At 59.5% G+C, this 19,521-nt stretch carries 15 protein-coding genes; 6 read left to right on the top strand and 9 right to left on the bottom strand.

Translation table 11 applies throughout. The annotated features are described in order from the left end of the window. Positions 1-386 precede the first annotated feature (386 nt). From ccoP to ccoN, 4 genes are read right to left on the bottom strand one after another with little or no spacing between them, the layout of a single operon-like run. Complete coding sequence (ccoP, locus tag CLM72_RS20005; protein ID WP_054897851.1) at positions 387-1,334, bottom strand: cytochrome-c oxidase, cbb3-type subunit III; 948 nt, start codon at positions 1,332-1,334, stop codon at positions 387-389. Continuing rightward, a complete protein-coding gene (locus CLM72_RS20000; RefSeq protein ID WP_003193161.1) occupies positions 1,331-1,531 on the bottom strand; it encodes a cbb3-type cytochrome c oxidase subunit 3 in 201 nt (66 codons plus the stop codon). Before CLM72_RS20000 ends, ccoP begins: the two co-directional genes overlap by 4 nt. 3 nt (positions 1,532-1,534) lie before the next feature. Then, positions 1,535-2,143, bottom strand: coding sequence for a cytochrome-c oxidase, cbb3-type subunit II (gene ccoO / locus CLM72_RS19995; protein ID WP_003193159.1), 609 nt, complete (start codon positions 2,141-2,143; stop codon positions 1,535-1,537). Positions 2,144-2,153: 10 nt separating this feature from the next. After that, a complete protein-coding gene (gene ccoN / locus CLM72_RS19990) occupies positions 2,154-3,578 on the bottom strand; it encodes a cytochrome-c oxidase, cbb3-type subunit I (RefSeq protein ID WP_034128402.1) in 1,425 nt (474 codons plus the stop codon). A gap of 79 nt (positions 3,579-3,657) precedes the next feature. Here ccoN and CLM72_RS19985 point away from each other — a divergent pair, with 79 nt between their 5' ends. Further along, positions 3,658-4,344 carry an alpha/beta family hydrolase gene (locus CLM72_RS19985; protein ID WP_105227731.1) on the top strand — a complete coding sequence of 229 codons (687 nt, stop codon included), beginning with the start codon at positions 3,658-3,660 and terminating at the stop codon, positions 4,342-4,344. A gap of 59 nt (positions 4,345-4,403) precedes the next feature. Here the strand turns inward: CLM72_RS19985 and CLM72_RS28825 are convergent, their stop codons facing one another. The 4 genes from CLM72_RS28825 to CLM72_RS19965 form a co-directional block, all read right to left on the bottom strand. Continuing rightward, positions 4,404-4,856, bottom strand: coding sequence for a hypothetical protein (locus tag CLM72_RS28825; protein ID WP_146120480.1), 453 nt, complete (start codon positions 4,854-4,856; stop codon positions 4,404-4,406). Positions 4,857-4,979: 123 nt separating this feature from the next. Next, entirely contained in the window at positions 4,980-5,837 is an 858-nt protein-coding gene (locus tag CLM72_RS19975) for a hypothetical protein (protein ID WP_105227727.1), read from the bottom strand. Between the two features lie 163 nt (positions 5,838-6,000). Beyond that, positions 6,001-7,566 (bottom strand): PAS domain-containing methyl-accepting chemotaxis protein, encoded by a 1,566-nt coding sequence (locus CLM72_RS19970; RefSeq protein WP_105227725.1) that lies wholly within the window; start codon positions 7,564-7,566, stop codon positions 6,001-6,003. Between the two features lie 216 nt (positions 7,567-7,782). Then, positions 7,783-8,574, bottom strand: coding sequence for a CPBP family intramembrane glutamic endopeptidase (locus CLM72_RS19965; RefSeq protein WP_105227723.1), 792 nt, complete (start codon positions 8,572-8,574; stop codon positions 7,783-7,785). Positions 8,575-8,996: 422 nt separating this feature from the next. Between CLM72_RS19965 and CLM72_RS19960 the strand changes: the two genes are divergently transcribed. Both CLM72_RS19960 and CLM72_RS19955 read left to right on the top strand, forming a co-directional pair. Continuing rightward, positions 8,997-9,854, top strand: coding sequence for a DMT family transporter (locus tag CLM72_RS19960; RefSeq protein WP_105227722.1), 858 nt, complete (start codon positions 8,997-8,999; stop codon positions 9,852-9,854). 98 nt (positions 9,855-9,952) lie between these two features. Further along, positions 9,953-11,053, top strand: a complete 1,101-nt coding sequence (locus CLM72_RS19955) for an IS110 family transposase (protein WP_105229176.1) — start codon at positions 9,953-9,955, stop codon at positions 11,051-11,053. A gap of 274 nt (positions 11,054-11,327) precedes the next feature. Here the strand turns inward: CLM72_RS19955 and CLM72_RS19950 are convergent, their stop codons facing one another. Next, entirely contained in the window at positions 11,328-12,212 is an 885-nt protein-coding gene (locus CLM72_RS19950) for a DMT family transporter (RefSeq protein WP_105227720.1), read from the bottom strand. Between the two features lie 161 nt (positions 12,213-12,373). Here CLM72_RS19950 and aceK point away from each other — a divergent pair, with 161 nt between their 5' ends. The 3 genes from aceK to CLM72_RS19935 all read left to right on the top strand — a co-directional run bounded on the left by aceK (position 12,374) and on the right by CLM72_RS19935 (position 19,442). Then, complete coding sequence (gene aceK / locus CLM72_RS19945) at positions 12,374-14,083, top strand: bifunctional isocitrate dehydrogenase kinase/phosphatase (RefSeq protein WP_105227718.1); 1,710 nt, start codon at positions 12,374-12,376, stop codon at positions 14,081-14,083. Positions 14,084-14,201: 118 nt separating this feature from the next. Then, positions 14,202-18,113, top strand: coding sequence for an ATP-dependent RNA helicase HrpA (gene hrpA, locus CLM72_RS19940; protein WP_105227716.1), 3,912 nt, complete (start codon positions 14,202-14,204; stop codon positions 18,111-18,113). Between the two features lie 207 nt (positions 18,114-18,320). Continuing rightward, positions 18,321-19,442 (top strand): beta-ketoacyl-ACP synthase III, encoded by a 1,122-nt coding sequence (locus tag CLM72_RS19935; protein ID WP_105227714.1) that lies wholly within the window; start codon positions 18,321-18,323, stop codon positions 19,440-19,442. Positions 19,443-19,521: the final 79 nt, after the last annotated feature.

The raw sequence follows: 19,521 nt of genomic DNA, 5'->3' as shown, positions 1-19,521 counted from the left end.
GGTAAAATCGGCCGCAAGTATGTAGAAACCGAGGGGCCATTGCAACGCAATGGCTGACCTGTATCAATACGTTCCACGCCAGATTCTGCGCCCTTTCCATGTTTGGTGTAAGGATAAAGACCGAAATAGAAAGCTGATCAAGTGGACAGGAATTTTAGGGGGCGCAACGGATACCGTCGCCTACGCCAGAATTGCTCCACTGTGGGAACAAGCGTAGACCCGAATAGGAGGAGGGGAAAGTTGGGTTTGGAAGGGGTGCGACACTTGGTCGCGACTTATGCCTGTGGCGAGGGAGCTTGCTCCCGTTGGGCTGCGCAGCGGCCCCAAAATCGTGGGAGCGCTTCGCACTCCAGCGGGAGCAAGCTCCTTCGCCACAGGTAGAGCTTTTACTGCGGTTGGCTGTCTGGCGTTGCGCCTTCAGCGTTATGGGACAGGCTGTACACGTAAGCCGCCAGCAGGTGCACCTTGTCATTGCCTTGCAGCACGTCCTGAGCCGGCATCTGGCCCTGGCGACCATGGCGGATGGTCTGCTGCAACTGCGCCAGGCTGGTGCCGTAGATAAAGCCGGCAGGCTCGGTCAGGTTGGGCGCACCCATGGCTTCCACGCCGTGACCTTGCGGACCATGGCACGCCACGCAAGTGGTGCTGAAGGCGGCTTGGCCGGCGGCCAGGTCGGCGGTGTTGTCGGCGGGCAACGGCAGCTTGGCCAGGTCGTGACGCACATAGGCGGCGACGTTCTTCACCCCGTCCTCGCCCAGCACTTCACCCCAGGCCGGCATCGCCGCGTGGCGACCGTTCAGGATGGTGGCCTTGATGGCCTCGGCCGAACCGCCCCAGCGCCAGTTGTTGTCGGCCAGGTTGGGGAAGCCGTAGGCGCCCTTGGCGTCCGAGCCGTGGCACACCGCACAGTTGGAGGCAAACAGGCGACCGCCCATCTTCAACGCTTGCGGGTCCTTGGCGACTTCTTCCACCGGCATGGCCGCGAACTTGGCGAAGATCGGCCCGAACCTGGCGTCGGCCTTGGCCATTTCCTTGTCCCATTCCTTGGTCTGGGTCCAGCCGTCTTCATAGCCCGGCAGTACGCCTTTCCAGTTGCCCAGGCCCGGGTAGAGGATCAGGTAGCCGACGGCAAACACCAGGGTGCCGGCGAACAACATGAACCACCACTGGGGCAGCGGGTTGTCGTATTCCTCGATACCGTCGAAGGCGTGGCCCATGGTCTGGTCGACGCTGCCCTTGGTCTCGCCCTTGCGGGTGCCGACCAACAGCCAGGTCAGGCCGATCAGGCTGCCCAGGGTCAATACGCAGATCCATGTACTCCAGAACGTAGTCATGGCCGAGTGCTCCTTGTGGCTGGCTCTGCTTGAGCGTCGGGTGGGGAAGGTTCATCGGCAAACGGCAGCAGGCGGGCCTGCTCGAATTCCGCATTGCGGCGGTTGTTGAATACCCACAGCGACAGGCCGATAAAGGCGATGGCAACCACCAGCGTACCCAGGCCGCGGATGGTGCCCGCATCGAATTCAAATCCCATGGCTCACCTCTTGCTCTTGATGGCAGTGCCGAGCACTTGCAGGTAGGAAACCAGCGCGTCCATCTCGGTCTTGCCCTTGAGGCTGGCGACTGCGCCATTGATGTCGTCGTCGGTGTACGGCACGCCGAGGGTGCGCATCACTTTCAACTTGGTCTCGGTGTGGCTGCTGTCGACGGCGGCGGTGACCAGCCAGGGGTAGGCCGGCATTTTCGACTCTGGCACCACGTTGCGCGGGTTGTACAAGTGAGCGCGGTGCCAGTCGTCCGAGTAGCGCGCGCCGACGCGGGCCAGGTCCGGCCCGGTACGCTTGGAGCCCCACAAGAACGGGTGGTCCCACACGCTTTCGCCGGCCACCGAATAGTGGCCGTAGCGCTCGGTCTCGGCGCGGAACGGGCGGATCATCTGCGAGTGGCACTGCACGCAGCCTTCGCGGATGTAGATGTCGCGGCCTTCCAGTTGCAGCGCGGTGTAGGGCTTCATGCCTTCGACCGGTTTGTTGGTCACGTCCTGGAAGAACAGCGGGACGATCTGCGTCAGGCCACCGATGCTCACGGCGAGCACCATCAGCAGCATCAACAGGCCGACGTTCTTTTCAATCGTTTCGTGTTTCATCATCGACTCCTCAGGCCATCTGCGCGGCAGCGGTGACTTCGGCAGGTTGCGCCGAACGCACGGTGCGCCATGTGTTGTAAGCCATCAGGAACATGCCGCTGAGGAAGATCGCACCGCCCACCAGACGCACGATGAAGCCTGGGTGGCTGGCCACCAGGGTTTCGACGAAGGAGTAGGTGAGGGTGCCGTCTTCGTTGACCGCACGCCACATCAGGCCCTGGGCGATGCCGTTGACCCACATCGAGGCGATGTAGAGCACGGTGCCGATGGTGGCCAGCCAGAAGTGCGCGTTGATCAGGCCGAGGCTGTACATCTGCTCGCGACCGAAGACTTTCGGGATCATGTGGTACAGCGCGCCGATGGAGATCATCGCCACCCAGCCCAGCGCCCCGGCGTGTACGTGGCCGATGGTCCAGTCGGTGTAGTGGGAGAGGGCGTTGACGGTCTTGATCGCCATCATCGGGCCTTCGAAGGTCGACATGCCGTAGAAGGCCAGGGAGACGACGAGGAAGCGCAGGATCGGGTCGCTGCGCAACTTATGCCAGGCACCCGAGAGGGTCATCATGCCGTTGATCATGCCGCCCCAGCTTGGCGCCAGCAGCACCAGTGACATCACCATGCCCAGGGACTGCGCCCAGTCCGGCAAGGCGGTGTAGTGCAAGTGGTGAGGACCGGCCCAGATGTACAGGGTGATCAGCGCCCAGAAGTGCACAATCGACAAGCGATAGGAATACACCGGACGCTCGGCCTGTTTGGGCACGAAGTAGTACATCATGCCGAGGAAGCCCGCAGTCAGGAAAAAGCCTACCGCGTTGTGCCCATACCACCACTGCACCATGGCATCCGTCGCACCGCCGTACAGCGAGTAGGACTTGGTCAGGCTGACCGGGATTTCCAGGTTATTGACGATATGCAAAATGGCCACGGTGATGATGAACGCGCCGAAGAACCAGTTGCCCACATAGATGTGCTTGGTCTTGCGTTTCATGATCGTGCCGAAGAACACGATGGCGTAGGCGACCCAGACAATGGTGATCAGGATGTCGATCGGCCATTCCAGCTCGGCGTATTCCTTGGAGCTGGTGTAGCCCAGTGGCAGGCTGATGGCGGCCAGCAGGATCACAAGCTGCCAGCCCCAGAAGCAGAACGCGGCGACTTTCGGCGCGAACAACTGCGTCTGGCAGGTGCGTTGCACCGAGTAAAAGGAGCTGGCGAACAGCGCACAGCCACCGAACGCGAAAATCACCGCGTTGGTGTGCAAAGGGCGCAGGCGGCCGAAGCTGGTCCAAGGCAAATCGAAGTTGAGCGCAGGCCAAACCAATTGGGCCGCGAGAAAAACCCCGAGCCCCATGCCGACGATGCCCCACACCACCGTCATAATGGCGAATTGGCGGACCACCTTGTAGTTATAGGCGGTACTTAAAGTAGTGTTCATGGTTCCCCATCCACGGTTCAACCCAAGCAAGTGCAGCACTTGGGCTGGAGTTATAGGCAGACTAAAAAGCGAGGCAAGCATGGGCAAAGAGCACAAGGCCAGTATTGACGGGGATCAATGGGCGCAGTGTGTACGGGAACATGGCTGGTTGTGGGATGTCGCCACGGGCACGACGTCGGATAAGCCGGTCACGTTGATCCTGGCCCACGGCGCTGGCGCACCGATGGACTCGGCATTCATGAACGACATGGCTGCACGCCTTGCCGGGCATGGCGTGAACGTGTTGCGCTTCGAGTTCCCGTACATGGCCCAGCGCCGCTTGGACGGGGGCAAACGCCCGCCAAATCCGGCGCCGAAACTGCTGGAGGCGTGGCGTGAGGTGTATGCCCAGGTGCGACGTCATGTCGCTGGGAAACTGGCGATTGGCGGCAAGTCCATGGGCGGGCGCATGGCCAGTTTGTTGGCCGATGAATTGGGCGCCGATGGGTTGGTGTGCCTGGGGTATCCGTTTTATGCGGTGGGCAAGCCGCAAAAGCCTCGGGTGGAGCACTTGGCCGGGTTGAAGACGCCGACGTTGATTGTGCAGGGCGAGCGTGATGCCTTGGGCAATCGAGCGGCGGTGGAGGGGTATGCGTTATCGCCGAGCATTGAGGTGATGTGGCTGGTGGCGGGGGATCATGATTTGAAGCCGTTGAAGGCGTCGGGGTTCAGTCATGAGCAGCATTTGGAGGCGGCGGCCATCAAAGCGTCAGGTTTTCTCGCCTGACGCTTTGCAGGTTTCTCCATGTTGGGACATTTCGGCTAGTGTTTTCGTGAGATTTAACACTAGCGGTCCCTAATGAGCGTGAAGTGTCCTGTCGCATCGTATTGAGCATACTCACTGTCGAAGGATGCCTCGAAGTTGCCATTGGCCGTGCCTTCAGCAGGGTTGAGCTTTATTGTGAGCGTTGCGTGTTTGGCGGGAATCGCTTTAGTGCCAGGCATGTCCCCAGGGCCAGAGATGTAAAGAGCATAATGTAACATTCCGTCGAGTATATAGGTATTGTCTATCGGCGCTTCTCCTAGGTAAGGAATATGAAAATAATATGAAGAAAAATTTTTTTCACGTTGATCTCCAATGGCTCCTGAAAATATCCAGGTATTTGTCTGTGTGCTATGACCAAAAATTGTTCTTTCTGCAGTGATTGATGTTTGAGGGTTTTTAAATGTCCATTCAAAATGGTTGTTTGCAGATTGAGAGAAATAGCAGTCGGGGATGAAAATAATTTCTTGGTTCATGGTGAGGCCTTTTTACGCGTGGGGTTTGCGTTATCTGATTTTTCAGAAATACCAGCTTGAATGTGTCGCGCTCGACTAAGACGTGAAACTTATTTTGTTTTAAGTCTCTTTTGTCGCGCCCTATTACGATGGGGGAGTAGGCTCTTTTATAGGCTGAAACGTGCCGTTAGTCATGTCTAAACGGTCGCCGATTTTATTTTTAAAGGTGGCTTCGCAGCGCAATGGCTGCTGAGTCAGTGTAAGCGTTACATTATACGCTCCTTCATAGGTGCCACCGCCGTGAGGGCGATAGTAAAAATTCGATTTTCCATCATTCGTCATAAATGTTTTATTAATGATCTGTTCATTTTCATCGTCGCAGTAAATATAAATAACCCAGTCACGGTATTGAGGCGTATTCCATTCTCCCTCCTCGCTGGTCAGATACCATGCCTTGCTTGTATTGGAGTAGGTCAGCCAGCCCTCCGTTTTGTATTGAGTTTGTCCTTCTGTCCACTCAAAGATCGAACGTTGTGAGGCAAGGGTAGTTCCAGGCCACTCACAGCAGCATTTTATTTCGCGTAATTCCGGCGCTGTGTCAGTGAAAGAACCTTCGAAATTCAGCGTTGTGTTCCCTGTGCTTTCGTCAACGGTTATCTCAATGTCACCGACAGGTTTAAAGCGTTCTTCAGTTTCAGGTGCGTTATTGTTTGCACCTTGAATGTACATATGGGCGAAAGCTTCCGGGGTTTGCTGGATTGATTTGTTAGGTGATGTGCTTATGGAGTCGCAAGGTATTTTCAGTAACAGTGATTGTTGAGTGTCTGGGGACTGGAGCGTCAACTTGACCCAATACTGATTATTGTATTCGGATAGGTGCAGTGGGAGAGCCCAGCCTTCCAATGTTCTTTCGTTGTTCGATGATTTTTCAGTCCATTGCACACGCCCCATGGTTTTTGGGAAGGGATGCAGGGCGCTATTTGAGTCGGTAGACCGGGACATGACGGTGTGCTCCTGTTTGACAGGTTCACACTATAAGGAGGGAGGCGTTCAAAGATTAACTGTGAGAATTGACAGTTTTATAGAATGCTTGGTGATAAAAAGATGATGAGTGATAGCCATCTGCAAGGGGCTCACTTGTTGGAGAAAGTGAGCCCCTGAAGTTCTACCGGTTAAAACGCTCCACCAGCGAGTACTGAGTATTCGCCGTATGAGTCAGTTCTTCACTCAACTGCGCCGAGTTCATCGCCTGCTCTGAGGTCTGGTCTGCCAACAGCGCAATAGTGCTGATGTTACGGCTGATCTCCTCGGCCACCGCACTTTGCTCCTCGGTTGCGGCTGCGATCTGAGTGGTCATGTCGGTGATATTGGCCACCGCCTCACTGATGCCCACCAATGCCTGGTCCGCTTCCATCACCCGCGCCACACCTTCTTCGGCCTGGCGGTGCCCGGCGTCCATGGTTTGCACGGCCGCAGCCGCCGTGTGTTGCAGCTTGGCGATCAGGTTGTGGATCTGCCCGGTGGATTCGGCCGTACGCTGCGCCAGTTGGCGCACTTCATCGGCGACCACCGCAAAACCACGGCCCATCTCACCGGCACGCGCTGCTTCGATAGCGGCGTTGAGCGCCAGCAAGTTGGTCTGGTCGGCGATGCCCTTGATTACATCGACAACGCCGCCAATTTCATCGCTGTCTTTGGCCAGTTGCGTGACGGTCACGCCGGTCTCGCCAACGGCGGCCGAAAGCCGCTGAATCGCCTCGCGGGTTTCCCCGGCGATATCGCGGCCGCGACCGGTCAGGCGGTTGGCTTCCTGGGTGGCGTCGGCGGTGCGCTGCACGTTGCTGGCGACTTCCTGGGTGGTCGCCGCCATCTGGTTTACCGCAGTGGCCACCTGTTCGGTTTCCACGCGCTGGCGTTCCAGGCCGCTGGAGCTGTTATGCGCCAGGGTGTTGGATTGCGCCGCCTGGTCGTTGAGGTGCTCGGCGGTGTCCTGCAAGCGGGTAAGACAGGTTTTCAGACGCGCTTCCTGGCTGAGGATCGACATTTCCAGTCGGGCCTGGGCGCCACGGCTGTCGGTGTACATCTGCGCGATCAGCGGGTCGGACGTGGTTTGCTCGGCCAGGCGCAGCAAGCGCTTGAGGCCGCGTTGCTGCCAGCTCAGGCCCAGCAGGCCCAACGGCACCGACAGCGCCGCAGCCAGGGCAAAGCCCCACTGGGAGGTGAGGGTGGCGCCGATCATGAAACTCAGTTGGCTGACCAGGATAAACGGCAGCCAGTCCTGCAGCACCGGCAGCCATTTGTCGCGCTGGGGAATCGCCGACTTGCCCTGGTTGATGCGTTGATAAAGCGCCTCGGCCCGACGGATCTGCTCGGCGGTTGGCTTGATGCGCACCGATTCGTAGCCGATCACCTGGTTACCGTCGAACACCGGTGTTACATAGGCGTTAACCCAGTAGTGGTCACCGGTCTTGCAGCGATTCTTGACAATGCCCATCCATGGCAAGCCTTGTTTGAGCGTGGACCACATGTGCGCGAACACCGCCGAGGGCACATCCGGGTGACGCACCAGGTTGTGCGGGGCACGGACCAGTTCGTCGCGGGTGAACCCACTGATTTCGACAAACGCGTCGTTGCAGTAGGTAATGACACCCTTGGCATCTGTGGTGGAGATCAACCGTTGCTGAGCGGGGAAGGTACGTTCGCGCTGGGTAACGGGTTGGTTATTACGCATGATTGTTCAATCCGCAAGGCTTTCAGGGGGTATCGGCCATGCTGGGTATTTATTTAACTTATTTTTGCAACAATCCTGGGAGCAGAGTGCCGACTGTGGCGAGGGAGCTTGCTCCCGCTGGGCTGCGAAGCGGCCCCAAACAACTTGCGGGCGCTACGCACCCGAGCGGGAGCAAGCTCCCTCGCCACAACAGCTCGTTCTTACAGTCGGGCAGGCTTAGCTGGCCAGCATCGGGTAGGTGAACAAGCCGAAATGCAGCAGATTCAAGCCAAAATGCGTGGCAATCGCCGCGCCCAGCCCGCCAAAGCGATACGCCAGGCCGTAACCGACCCCGGCAATACTGGCCAGCGTCACCCATTGCCAACCCGCACCACAATGCATCAGGCCGAATAACAGCGAGGACAGCAGCAGCGCGAGGTTCTCGCCGTAGGGCAAGTGTTTGAAGCGTTGGCTCAGGCCGCCCTGAACATAGCCACGAAACAGCGCTTCTTCCACCAGCGTCACCAGCAGCAGGTTATTGAGTACCCACAGCCATGCCTGGTCCGGCCATTTCGGTGCCCAACTGATCATTCCCATCAGTGCGGCCCCACCCAATACGGCGATGGCGGTCAGTGTCAGTGCCAGGGCGGTGACGCAGATCGACAGGCGCAATGAACGTCGCGCCACAATCCACGGGCAGGCCAGCAACAGCCAGAAGCCTATCAGGGGTTTGTCCTGGTTCAGGTACATCGAGAAGGGCACTGAGTCCGGAGTAAAACGCTGGGGCGCGATACCGCGACCGTTATAGAAACCCGGCAGCCAGTGCATCACCAGGCCCAGGGCCAGGACGATAAACAAGCCGTGGCCCAGGTAGCGTGCCCAAGGGTTGCGTTGCTGTCGTACGGCGTACCCGGCCGCCAGCAGCAGTGCGATGGAGACCGCCGCCAGTACGCCCAGTTGGCCGTAGATCAAAGCCACGACATAGCCAATGGAAAGTAGGGTGAGGTACAGCCAGGGCAAAGCAGTCATGTGAAATCCTTCGAAAAATCCGGGCGGCATTATAGCGAGTGGCCAGGTTCTAGGGCATGAAAACGCCTCCATGTACAAGGCAAGGGGGAAAGGATTGCAAAGTATGTTTGCGGCTGGTTATAGTCGTCGCGTCTTTATATCCCTTCAAAAAGATCAGCACATGCCAGCTTCCCAGCGCATAGCGGTAGTCGATTCAGCGGTCAACGCCGTGGTCGTGCCGTGCCGTGGCAAGCAGCCTGCGCAGATCAGTCATTACCCCCCACCTGTCAGTAGCACGCCGGTGTACGCAGTCGTATCACCGCCGGGTGTTGGCATTTCGGGCTGATCAGCGATTCGCTGTTGCCCGTGCCTGCCTGAAAAAAACCTACTGAAATTCAGTTTTTTACTGAGTCGGCTTTTTTGCCTGATAACAGGTGGTAACCATGTCTGTGCTTTCGAAACAATCCGTGGCCGCGGCGGCCTCGACGAGCGTGTTTGTCTTGCTGTGGAGCAGCGGGGCGATCTTCTCCAAGTTGGGCTTGGCCCATGCTTCGCCCTTTGCCTTTCTGTTGATCCGGTTTGCCATCGCCCTGATGGGGTTGGTAGTGCTGGTGCCGCTCCTCAAGTTGAAGCTGCCACGTCCCGGCAAGCCGCTGCTGTATGCGGCGGCGACGGGCCTGGTCTTGCTGGGGGCCTATCAGATTTTCTATCTGCTGGCCCTGGACCTCAACGTCACCCCTGGGGTGATGGCGACCATCATGGGTGTGCAGCCGATCCTCACCGTGGTGCTGATGGAGCGCCAACGCTCCTGGCGCCGGCTGTTCGGCCTGGGGTTGGGGTTGGCTGGCTTGATCATGGTGGTGTACCAGGGCATCGGGTTGGCGGGCATGTCCCTGGTCGGGATGGTGTTCGGGCTGCTGGCGCTGGCGAGCATGACGTTTGGCTCGATCATGCAAAAGCGCATCACCGACAACCCCTTGGGCACGCTGCCACTGCAATACTTGGCCGGGCTGTTGCTGTGCGGAGTGTTCGTGCCGTTCCAGCCGTTCCACTTTGAACACAGTGCACGTTTTTACCTGCCGGTCCTGTGGATGGGGCTGGTGGTGTCCGTGCTGGCGACGTTGTTGCTGTACCGCCTGATCGCCCGGGGCAACCTGGTGAATGTCACCAGCCTGTTCTACCTGGTGCCAGCAGTGACGGCGGTGATGGACTACCTGATCTTTGGCAATCGCCTGGCCTTGTTGAGCGTGCTGGGAATGGCGTTGATCATCGTCGGCTTGGTGTTTGTATTCCGTAAGTAATAAACCCACCCCTGTAATTAGATGGACTCGCCCAAGCCGAGGCGTCTATGCGCCACGGTGGCATTCTTATAGAAGCCAACGACAGCGAGGGCGAGCCCATGAAAAAGCATACGACGATCAATCAGTCTTTGTCAGCCGATGTATCTACTTGCGTAAACGTCGCGGTAGACCTTGCCAAAAAGGTCTTCCAAGTGGCCGGCGAGAATGCGCTCGGCCAGGTGATATTCGAGGATCGGATTAAGTCACGAGAGGCCTTTCAAACCTTTCTTCTTAAGCTTCCAGCAAGCGTAACGGTGCTGGTGGAAACCGGGCCAGGTGCTCAGGCATGGGCGCGATTGCTGCAAACGCAGGGCAATTCAGTGCGCATCCTACCGGCTCAGCATGTGGCCACTCATCGCAGCGGTCCGAAAAATGATCGCAACGATGCGTTGGCGATCCTGCGTGCTGGACGCGACTGCAGGATATCTGCCGTACCGGTCAAAAGTGCGGCGGCGCTCGCAATGCAAGCGCTGCATCGGGCCCGACAGGGATATATACGGCGACGTACGGCAGTCGGTAATCAGATGCGCGGCTTACTGCTGGAGCAGGGAGTATCCATGCCCCAAGGCGAAATGGCCATCAGCCAACGTATCCCGCGAATACTGGAAGACGCCACTCAGCCATTACCCGATTTGCTGCGCGAACTAATCGCCGAACTGCTAGTTGAATGGGTTCATTTGGGCGAACGCGTCAACGTGTTGACCGGTCGGCTCGAAACAGCGGCGAAGAACGATGAGACAGCCAAGCGATTGATGACGGTGCGCGGAGTTGGCCCGATCATAGCCACAGCACTGTTGGCCAAGCAGACTGAGCCTGAACGCTTCGCAAATGCCCGACAGTTCGCCGCCTACTTCGGGCTGGTGCCCAGCCAGCACAGCAGCGGAGAAAAAATCCGGCTCGGCAAGATGAGCAAGAAGGGTGATGCGTATTTGCGCAGTCTGGCGGTCCAGGGTGCCCACGCCGTTTTAAGACAGGTACGACCGGATTCAGAGCAGCCCGACGACCAGCGGTTACAGCGTTGGGTATCTCGTCTGGGGCGCAAGGAGGCGGCAGTGCGTTTGGCCAACCGTAACCTGCGTATCCTCTGGCGGCTCTTGCAGAACGACCAGACGTATCGCCGCCAGCCAGGCAACAGTCAGGAGGCTGCGATGAGCCACTGATTTACAGAGTTCTGCCACCGGGGCGTTTAGCCGCTCCAACCCGTGCTAACGAACATTGACCCCTGGTCAGACCGTCGCGAATTGATGCCTGCGCTCCTACCGGCCCTTGAGGCCTTTTTGTAATGGGCAGATCGCGAGCTGATCCAATGTTGGCCAGAAGCTGTTTGGAGCTTCCTCGGATAGGCCTGATACATAGATGCAACCGGGTACCAATGTTTGAAAAGCGGGTTGAAAGTGGGGGCGAGTCCATACATAGGAGCGAGATTGGTCGCTCCTACAGTTTTTGCGGGCGCAGCACCAACCACAACGCCCCGGCAATCAGCACACCGCCATACAGGTGGGCCATGGACAGCGGCTCATCCAACAACAACGCACCCCACAACACGCCGAACGGCGGAATCATGAAGGTCACGGTCATCGACTTGACCGGGCCGATGGATGACAGCAGGCGGAAGTACAGGATGTAGGCGAACGCAGTACACACCAGCCCCAAGCCCAGCAGCGACACCCACACCTGCCAGCCGCCCCAACTCGCCGGTGGCTGGGTGATGGCGCTGAAGGCGAAGAACGGCAGCAAAAACAACGTAGCACCCAGCATACTGCCCAAGGCAGAGAGACGACTGTCCAACCCGCCGCGCTGATCCAGCCAGCGTCGCGCCAGGAAACCGGCGAAGCCATAGCAGGTGGTCGCCAGCAGGCACGCTAATGCGCCCATTAACAGTTCCAGATCAAATGCCACCGGCCCTGCGCGGGTGAGCACGGCAACACCAAGCAGACCCAAGGCCACCCCCGCTATTTTCGACGGCGTCAGGCGTTCGCTGAAAAACAATCCGCCGATCAGCACACCCATCAGCGGTGTGGTGGCGTTGAAAATCGCCGAATAACCCGCTGGCAGTACCTGCGCCGCCACCGAGTACATCGTCGCGGGAATCCCCGAGTTGATCACGCCCAGCAGCAGGACCGTCTTGAACTTGCTTTGGAAATCCCAGCTCACGCGCAGCATCGCCAGGATCACCAGTAAACCCGCGGCGGCAATCGACACGCGGAAAAACGCGGTGGGCACCGTGCCGATTTCCGGCGCGATGATGCGCATGAACAGGAAACTCGCGCCCCAGATGGCAGCCAGCCCCAGCAGATACAGGGTGTCAACAGGTCTCACGGAAAACTCCTATGTCAATCGGGCGCAGAAGTGTTGCCCAGCGGGCAGGTCGGCACAATGGCTAATTGCAGTCAGTTTGCCCCCATGCAAAATCATTCTTCTCCTGCCTCGGTTCACTGGCTAAGCTCTGGGCTTCCAGATACCCGTTCGAGGTTTCCCGCATGTCGCAGTCCGCCCTCGCTATCGCCCGGATGATCCTCGACGGTTTCGACGATTACCGTGAGCACTTCCGCCAGATCACCGATGGCGCCCGTGAGCGTTTCGAGAAGGCCCAGTGGCAGCAGGGGCAGGCCGCGTCGGCGGCGCGCATCAACCTCTATGAGGAAAAAGTCGCTGAGGTGACTACTCGTCTGCGCGCCAGTTTCGACCCTGCGGGATTGCAGGACATCGGCCAGTGGCCCTTGGTAAAAAGCGCTTATATTGGCTTGATCGACCTGCGCTTTGACGATGAGCTGTCCGAGACCTGGTACAACTCGATCTTCTGCGGCCTGTTCAGCCATGACCTGATCAGTGACGGCTGCATGTTCATCCATACCACCCGGCCTAGCCTGCGCCGGGCGCGGGCGGCGCAAACCCGTATCTACACGCCGGCCGGTAAAATAGCGGAGATGCTGGCGCAGGTCTTCTCTGACTACAGCTTCAGCGAGCCCTACGCCGACCTGCCCGCCGACCTGCGCCGCCTCGAAGCCCAGTTGCGGGAAAACCTGCCGGATTGGGTGTGCAAGGACCCGGACCTCAAGGTCGAGTTGTTTTCCTCGGTGCTGTACCGCAACAAAGGCGCCTACCTCGTGGGGCGCATCTACACCCGCGACGAACAATGGCCGCTGGTGATTCCGCTGCTGCACCGCGAAGGGCGAGGCATCCAGATCGATGCGTTGATCACCGACGAAGCCGACGTGTCGATCATCTTCTCGTTCACCCGTTCCTATTTCATGGTCGACGTGCCCGTGCCTGCGGAATTCATTGGCTTTCTCAAGCGCATCCTGCCGGGCAAACACATTGCCGAGCTGTACACCTCCATCGGTTTCTACAAGCACGGCAAATCCGAGTTCTACCGCGCGCTGATCAACCACCTGGCCACCACCGATGACCAGTTCATCATGGCCCCCGGCGTGCGTGGCATGGTCATGAGCGTGTTCACGCTGCCGGGTTTCAATACGGTGTTCAAGATCATCAAGGACCGCTTCTCGCCGTCAAAAAACGTCAACCGCGCCACGGTGATCGAAAAGTACCGTCTGGTGAAAAGCGTCGACCGGGTAGGGCGCATGGCCGACACCCAGGAGTTCGCCGACTTCCGTTTCCCCTTGAGCAAGTTCGAGCCCGAGTGCCTGGCCGAGCTGCTGGAAGTCGCCGCCGGTACCGTCGAAGTGGAGGGCGACACCGTGCTCATCCGCCACTGCTGGACCGAGCGACGCATGACCCCGCTCAACCTCTACCTCGACAACGCCAACCCCGCTCAGGTGCGCGAAGCATTGGAGGATTACGGCCTGGCGATCAAGCAACTGGCGGCGGCGAATATCTTCCCCGGCGACATGTTGCTGAAGAACTTTGGCGTCACCCGCCACGGCCGCGTGGTGTTCTACGACTACGACGAAATCTGCTTTCTCACCGAAGCCAACTTCCGCCATATCCCCGCGCCGCGCACCCCCGAGGATGAAATGGCCTCCGAGCCCTGGTACTCCATCGGCCCGCTGGATGTGTTCCCCGAAGAGTTCCCGCCGTTCCTGTTTGCCGACGCCGGGCAGCGCCGGTTGTTCGATGAGCTGCATGGCGAGTTGTACAACGCTGACTACTGGAAGGGCCTGCAGGACGCGATTCGTGCCGGCAAGGTTATCGACGTGTTCCCCTACCGCCGAAAAGACCCGCTATAACCCATTCCCTCCCTGTGGGAGCGGTTTACTCCCGTTGCAGCTCAACCGGCTGCCCGCTCGGCTGCTTTTCTGCCACACTTGCCGGCCGTGCATAAATAGATGACCGTCGAAATAGCTGATGACAGACCAAGCACCCACCATCGACCAACTGCTCAAAACCCTCGATCACGCCATGCTCGCCGACCGCCACCGCTTGCGCCGGCAGTTGCTTGAGCTGCGCAAGAAGCCCGATGAGGAGAAGCTGGCGCAGTGGGTGGCGCGCATGCAGGCATCGTGCGCCCAGGTCACGGCGCGGCGCGCCAGCCTGCCGGTGATTCGCTACGACGACAGCCTGCCGATTGCCGCCAAGCGCGATGAGATCAAGGACGCGCTGAACAAGCACCAAGTGCTGATCATCGCCGGTGAAACCGGCTCGGGTAAAACCACGCAGTTGCCGAAAATCTGCCTGGAAATCGGCCGCGGCCAGTTCGGCCTGATCGGCCATACCCAGCCACGCCGGATCGCAGCGCGCAGTGTCGCCAGCCGTGTCGCTGAAGAGCTGGCCACGCCATTGGGTGCGCTGGTCGGTTACCAAGTGCGCTTCGAAGACCAGAGTGACTCCAACACCCTGATCAAGCTGATGACCGACGGCATCCTGCTGGCCGAAACCCAGAACGACCGCTACCTCGAGCGCTACGACACGATCATCGTCGACGAAGCCCACGAACGCAGCCTGAACATCGACTTCCTGCTCGGCTACCTCAAGACCCTGTTGCCGCGCCGCCCCGACCTGAAAGTCATCATCACTTCGGCCACCATCGACCTGGAGCGCTTTTCCAAGCACTTCGACGATGCGCCGATTGTCGAGGTGTCCGGCCGTACCTTCCCGGTGGACACCTGGTATCGCCCACTCACCCTGGAACAGGACGAGGAGGGCAACCGCGTCGAGGACGACCTGACCGTCGACCAGGCGATCCTCGCCACCCTCGATGAAATCGCCGCCTATGAGCGCAGCGAACGGCGCAGCCCCGGCGACGTGTTGGTGTTCCTGCCCGGCGAGCGCGAGATTCGTGACGCGGCCGACATGCTGCGCAAGGCCCAACTCAAGCACACCGAGATTTTGCCGTTGTACGCACGGCTGTCGCCGGCCGAGCAGCAGCGCATTTTCCAGTCCCACCCGGGCCGGCGCGTGGTACTGGCGACCAACGTCGCGGAAACCTCGCTGACGGTGCCGGGCATTCGCTATGTGATCGACAGCGGCACGGCGCGCATCAGCCGCTACAGCTACCGCGCCAAGGTGCAGCGTTTGCCCATCGAGGCGATTTCCCAGGCCAGCGCCAACCAGCGTAAAGGCCGTTGCGGCCGGGTTGAGCCGGGTATTTGCGTGCGCTTGTACAGCGAAGAAGATTTTATCGGGCGCCCGGAATTTACCGACCCGGAAATCCTGCGCACCAACCTCGCTGCCGTGATCCTGCAGATGCTGCACCTGCGCCTGGGCGAGATCACCGATTTCCCGTTTATCGAACCGCCGGATGGCAAGGCCATCAGCGACGGTTTCAACCTGCTGCAAGAACTCTCGGCGGTAGACCGCAACAGCCAGCTCACGCCGTTGGGTCGCCAGCTTGCCCGCTTGCCGGTGGACCCGCGCATGGGCCGCATGTTGCTGGAAGCGGCCAAGCTGGGCAGTTTGCAGGAAGTGTTGATCGTCGCCAGCGCCATGTCGATCCAGGACCCGCGCGAGCGCCCACCGGAGCGTCAACAAGCGGCCGACCAGGCCCACGCACAGTGGAAAGACCCGGATTCGGACTTCGCCGGGTTGGTCAACCTGTGGCGCGGTTTCGAGGAGCAGCGCCAGGAACTGACCGCCAGCCCGTTGCGCAACTGGTGCCGCAAAAACTTCCTCAACTACTTGCGCCTGCGCGAGTGGCGCGACTCCCATCGTCAATTGAGCCTGATCTGCCGCGACATGCAGCTGAGCCTCAACAAAGAGCCCGCGGACTATCCGAAGCTGCATAAAGCGGTACTGTCCGGCTTGCTCAGCCAGATTGGCCAGAAGACCGAAGACGGCGATTACCTCGGCGCGCGCCAGCGTCGCTTCTGGATTCACCCGTCTTCGGGCATCGGCAAGAAGCGCCCGCAATGGCTGATGACCGCCGAACTGGTGGAAACCACCAAGCTCTATGCACGCATGGTGGCGAAAATCGACGCCGACTGGATCGAGCCGCTGGCCGGGCATCTGATCAAGAAAAACCACTTCGAACCCCATTGGGAGAAGAAGCGCGGCCAGGTGGTGGCCTTTGAGCAGATCACCCTGTTCGGGCTGATCGTGGTCGGGCGCCGGCCGGTGCATTACGGGCCGATTGACCCGGTGGTGTCCCGTGAGTTGTTTATTCGTGAAGGCCTGGTGCGCGGCGAGATTCAGTCCCGTGCCAAGTGCCTGACGGCCAACCAGAAACTGCTGGAGCAACTCGACGAGCTGGAAGCCAAGGCTCGCCGTCGCGACATCCTGGCCGATGAAGAAACCCTGTACGCCTTCTACGATGCGCGCCTGCCTGCAGAGATTCACCAGACCGCCACCTTTGACAGTTGGTACAAGGTCAACAGCCAGAAAGACCCGCAACTGCTGATCATGCGCGAAGAAGATGTATTGGCCCGCGAGGCCAGTGAAGTCACCGCCGCGCATTACCCGGACACCTTGCACTTGGGCGACCTGGCCCTGGCCTTGAGTTACCACTTCGAACCCAACCACCCCCGTGACGGCGTGACCCTGCGGGTGCCGGCGCCTTTGTTGCCGGCCTTGCCAGCCGAGCGCCTGGAGTGGCTGGTGCCGGGGTTGATCGAAGCCAAGTGCATCGCTCTGGTGCGCAACTTGCCCAAGGCGTTGCGCAAAAACTTCGTGCCGGTGCCGGACTTCGTCAAGGCCGCGCTGCAACGCATCGAATTCGGCCAGGGCTCGCTGCCCCAGGCGCTGGGGCGTGAATTGCTGCGCATGACCGGTGCGCGGGTCAGCGATGAAGCGTGGGCCGAGGCGGCGCAACAGGTGGAGAATCACCTGAAGATGAACCTGGAAGTGGTCGACGGCCAGGGCAAGTTCCTCGGTGAAGGCCGTGACCTGGCCGAGCTCACCGCACGGTTCGCCGAAGCCAGCCAGGCGGCCTTGGCCGTGCCGCAAACCGCGAAAAGCCAGCAGCCGGTGGAGGCCAAGGTGTTTGCGGCGGTGGCGGAAAAAACCCAGCAGAACATCGCCGGCCTATCGATGACGGTGTACCCGGCACTGGTGGAAGAGAACGGCACGGTCAAGGAGGGGCGCTTCTCGACTGCCGCCGAAGCCGAGTTCCAGCACCGTCGCGCCTTGCAGCGCCTGCTGATGCAGCAATTGGCGGAACCGGCGAAATTCCTGCGCGGTAAATTGCCGGGCTTGACCGAGTTGGGCTTGATGTACCGTGAACTGGGGCGTATCGACACGCTGGTGGAAGACATCCTGCTGGCCAGCCTCGATACCTGCGTACTTGAAGGCGAAGATAGCCTGCCACGGGACGGCGCTGGCCTGGCAGCCTTGGCTGAACGCAAGCGCGGCAGTTGGACCGAGCACGCCGAACGCTTGGCGCGCCTGACCCTGGAAGTGCTGAAGCTCTGGCACGGCCTGCAAAAACGCTTCAAAGGCAAGATCGATCTGGCCCAGGCCGTGGCCTTGAACGATATCAAGCAGCAACTGAGCAACCTGGTGTATCCAGGTTTTGTGCGGGAAACCCCGGCCCAGTGGTTCAAGGAACTGCCGCGTTTCCTCAAGGCCATCGAACTGCGCCTGGAAAAACTGCCGAGCCAGGTGCAAAAGGACCGCGTGTGGAGCAGCGAATTGGGCGGCCTGTGGGCGCAGTACCAGAACCGCCTGAACAAACACACCCAAGAAGGCAAGCGCGACCCGCAGCTGGAGCTATACCGCTGGTGGCTGGAGGAATACCGAGTGTCGTTGTTTGCCCAGCAGTTGGGCACCAAGGTGCCGATTTCCGATAAGCGCTTGAGCAAGCAGTGGTGTCAGGTAGAGCCCTGAAATTACCCCGGTTTCAGAACCGGGCAGGGCCATTGAGGTGATTGTCTGGCGCTATAGCGCCAAACCCCCGGGGTTGTGGCAAACTTCGCGGTTACAAGATTGAATAAAAGCATTGCCAGTTTGATGCCCGCTGGATGACATCAAACGACTTTAATTTTGGTACGACGGTACCAATATCTTCTGCCTGACAGATTTAGAGGAACGACCGTGCATAACGTCGTCATCAGCGGCACCGGCCTGTACACCCCGGCCAACAGCATCTCCAACGAAGAGCTGGTGCAGTCTTTCAATGCCTACGTACAACAGTTCAACGCCGACAACGCCGCCGCTATCGAACGTGGCGAGGTGCAGGCGCTGACCGAGTCGAGCGCGGCATTCATCGAAAAGGCATCCGGCATCAAGAGCCGTTTTGTGATGGACAAAGACGGCATCCTCGATCCGCAGCGCATGGCGCCGCGCCTGCCCGAGCGCAGCAACGACGAATGGTCGGTGCTTTGCCAGATGGCCATCGGTGCCGCCGAACAAGCCCTGCAGCGCGCCGGCAAGACCGCCGCCGACATTGATGGCGTGATTGTCGCCTGCTCCAACCTGCAACGTGCCTACCCGGCGATCGCCATTGAAGTCCAGGAAGCCTTGGGTATTCAGGGTTTCGGCTTCGACATGAACGTGGCGTGTTCCTCGGCCACCTTCGGCATCCAGAACGCGGCCAATAGCATCCAGTTGGGCCAAGCCCGGGCGATCCTGATGGTCAACCCGGAAGTCTGCACCGGCCACCTGAACTTTCGTGACCGTGACAGCCATTTTATCTTCGGTGATGCCGCCACGGCGGTGATCCTGGAGCGTGCTGACCTGGCGACGTCCGAACATCAGTTCGATGTGGTGAGCACCAAGCTGCTGACCAAGTTTTCCAACAACATTCGCAACAACTTCGGGTTTCTCAACCGCACGGCGGAAGAGGGCATCGGCGCCCCCGACAAGCTATTCGTGCAGGAAGGCCGCAAGGTATTCCGTGATGTTTGCCCGATGGTGGCCGAATTGATCGGCGAACACTTGGCAGAAAACCAGCTGAGCGTGACTGATGTGAAGCGTTTCTGGCTGCACCAGGCCAACCTGAGCATGAACCACCTGATCGTGAAAAAACTGCTGGGGCGCGACGCGTCGGTGGAAGAAGCGCCAGTGATCCTCGATACTTACGCCAATACCAGCTCGGCCGGCTCGGTGATTGCGTTTCACACTTATCAGGATGACCTGCCCAAGGGCGCGGTTGCCGTACTCAGCTCCTTTGGCGCCGGGTATTCGATTGGCAGTGTGATCCTGCGCAAACGCTGAGTGTGTGGCCGGAGGCGGTCAACTGTGGGAGCTGGCTTGCCTGCGAAGGCATCGGCTCGGTGTGCCTGAATCACCGAGT

The organism is Pseudomonas sp. MYb193, from assembly GCF_002966775.1.
In the GTDB taxonomy this organism is placed as follows: Bacteria; Pseudomonadota; Gammaproteobacteria; order Pseudomonadales; family Pseudomonadaceae; genus Aquipseudomonas; species Aquipseudomonas paracarnis.
This window is presented reverse-complemented; position numbering and strand designations above follow the sequence as displayed.

Bases quoted from the DNA above. Each gene is read 5' to 3' on its own strand.
- ccoP (WP_054897851.1), bottom strand. From the start codon at position 1,334: ATGACTACGTTCTGGAGTACATGGATCTGCGTATTGACCCTGGGCAGC.
- CLM72_RS20000 (WP_003193161.1), bottom strand. From the start codon at position 1,531: ATGGGATTTGAATTCGATGCGGGCACCATCCGCGGCCTGGGTACGCTG.
- ccoO (WP_003193159.1), bottom strand. From the start codon at position 2,143: ATGAAACACGAAACGATTGAAAAGAACGTCGGCCTGTTGATGCTGCTG.
- ccoN (WP_034128402.1), bottom strand. From the start codon at position 3,578: ATGAACACTACTTTAAGTACCGCCTATAACTACAAGGTGGTCCGCCAA.
- CLM72_RS19985 (WP_105227731.1), top strand. From the start codon at position 3,658: ATGGGCAAAGAGCACAAGGCCAGTATTGACGGGGATCAATGGGCGCAG.
- CLM72_RS28825 (WP_146120480.1), bottom strand. From the start codon at position 4,856: ATGAACCAAGAAATTATTTTCATCCCCGACTGCTATTTCTCTCAATCT.
- CLM72_RS19975 (WP_105227727.1), bottom strand. From the start codon at position 5,837: ATGTCCCGGTCTACCGACTCAAATAGCGCCCTGCATCCCTTCCCAAAA.
- CLM72_RS19970 (WP_105227725.1), bottom strand. From the start codon at position 7,566: ATGCGTAATAACCAACCCGTTACCCAGCGCGAACGTACCTTCCCCGCT.
- CLM72_RS19965 (WP_105227723.1), bottom strand. From the start codon at position 8,574: ATGACTGCTTTGCCCTGGCTGTACCTCACCCTACTTTCCATTGGCTAT.
- CLM72_RS19960 (WP_105227722.1), top strand. From the start codon at position 8,997: ATGTCTGTGCTTTCGAAACAATCCGTGGCCGCGGCGGCCTCGACGAGC.
- CLM72_RS19955 (WP_105229176.1), top strand. From the start codon at position 9,953: ATGAAAAAGCATACGACGATCAATCAGTCTTTGTCAGCCGATGTATCT.
- aceK (WP_105227718.1), top strand. From the start codon at position 12,374: ATGTCGCAGTCCGCCCTCGCTATCGCCCGGATGATCCTCGACGGTTTC.
- hrpA (WP_105227716.1), top strand. From the start codon at position 14,202: ATGACAGACCAAGCACCCACCATCGACCAACTGCTCAAAACCCTCGAT.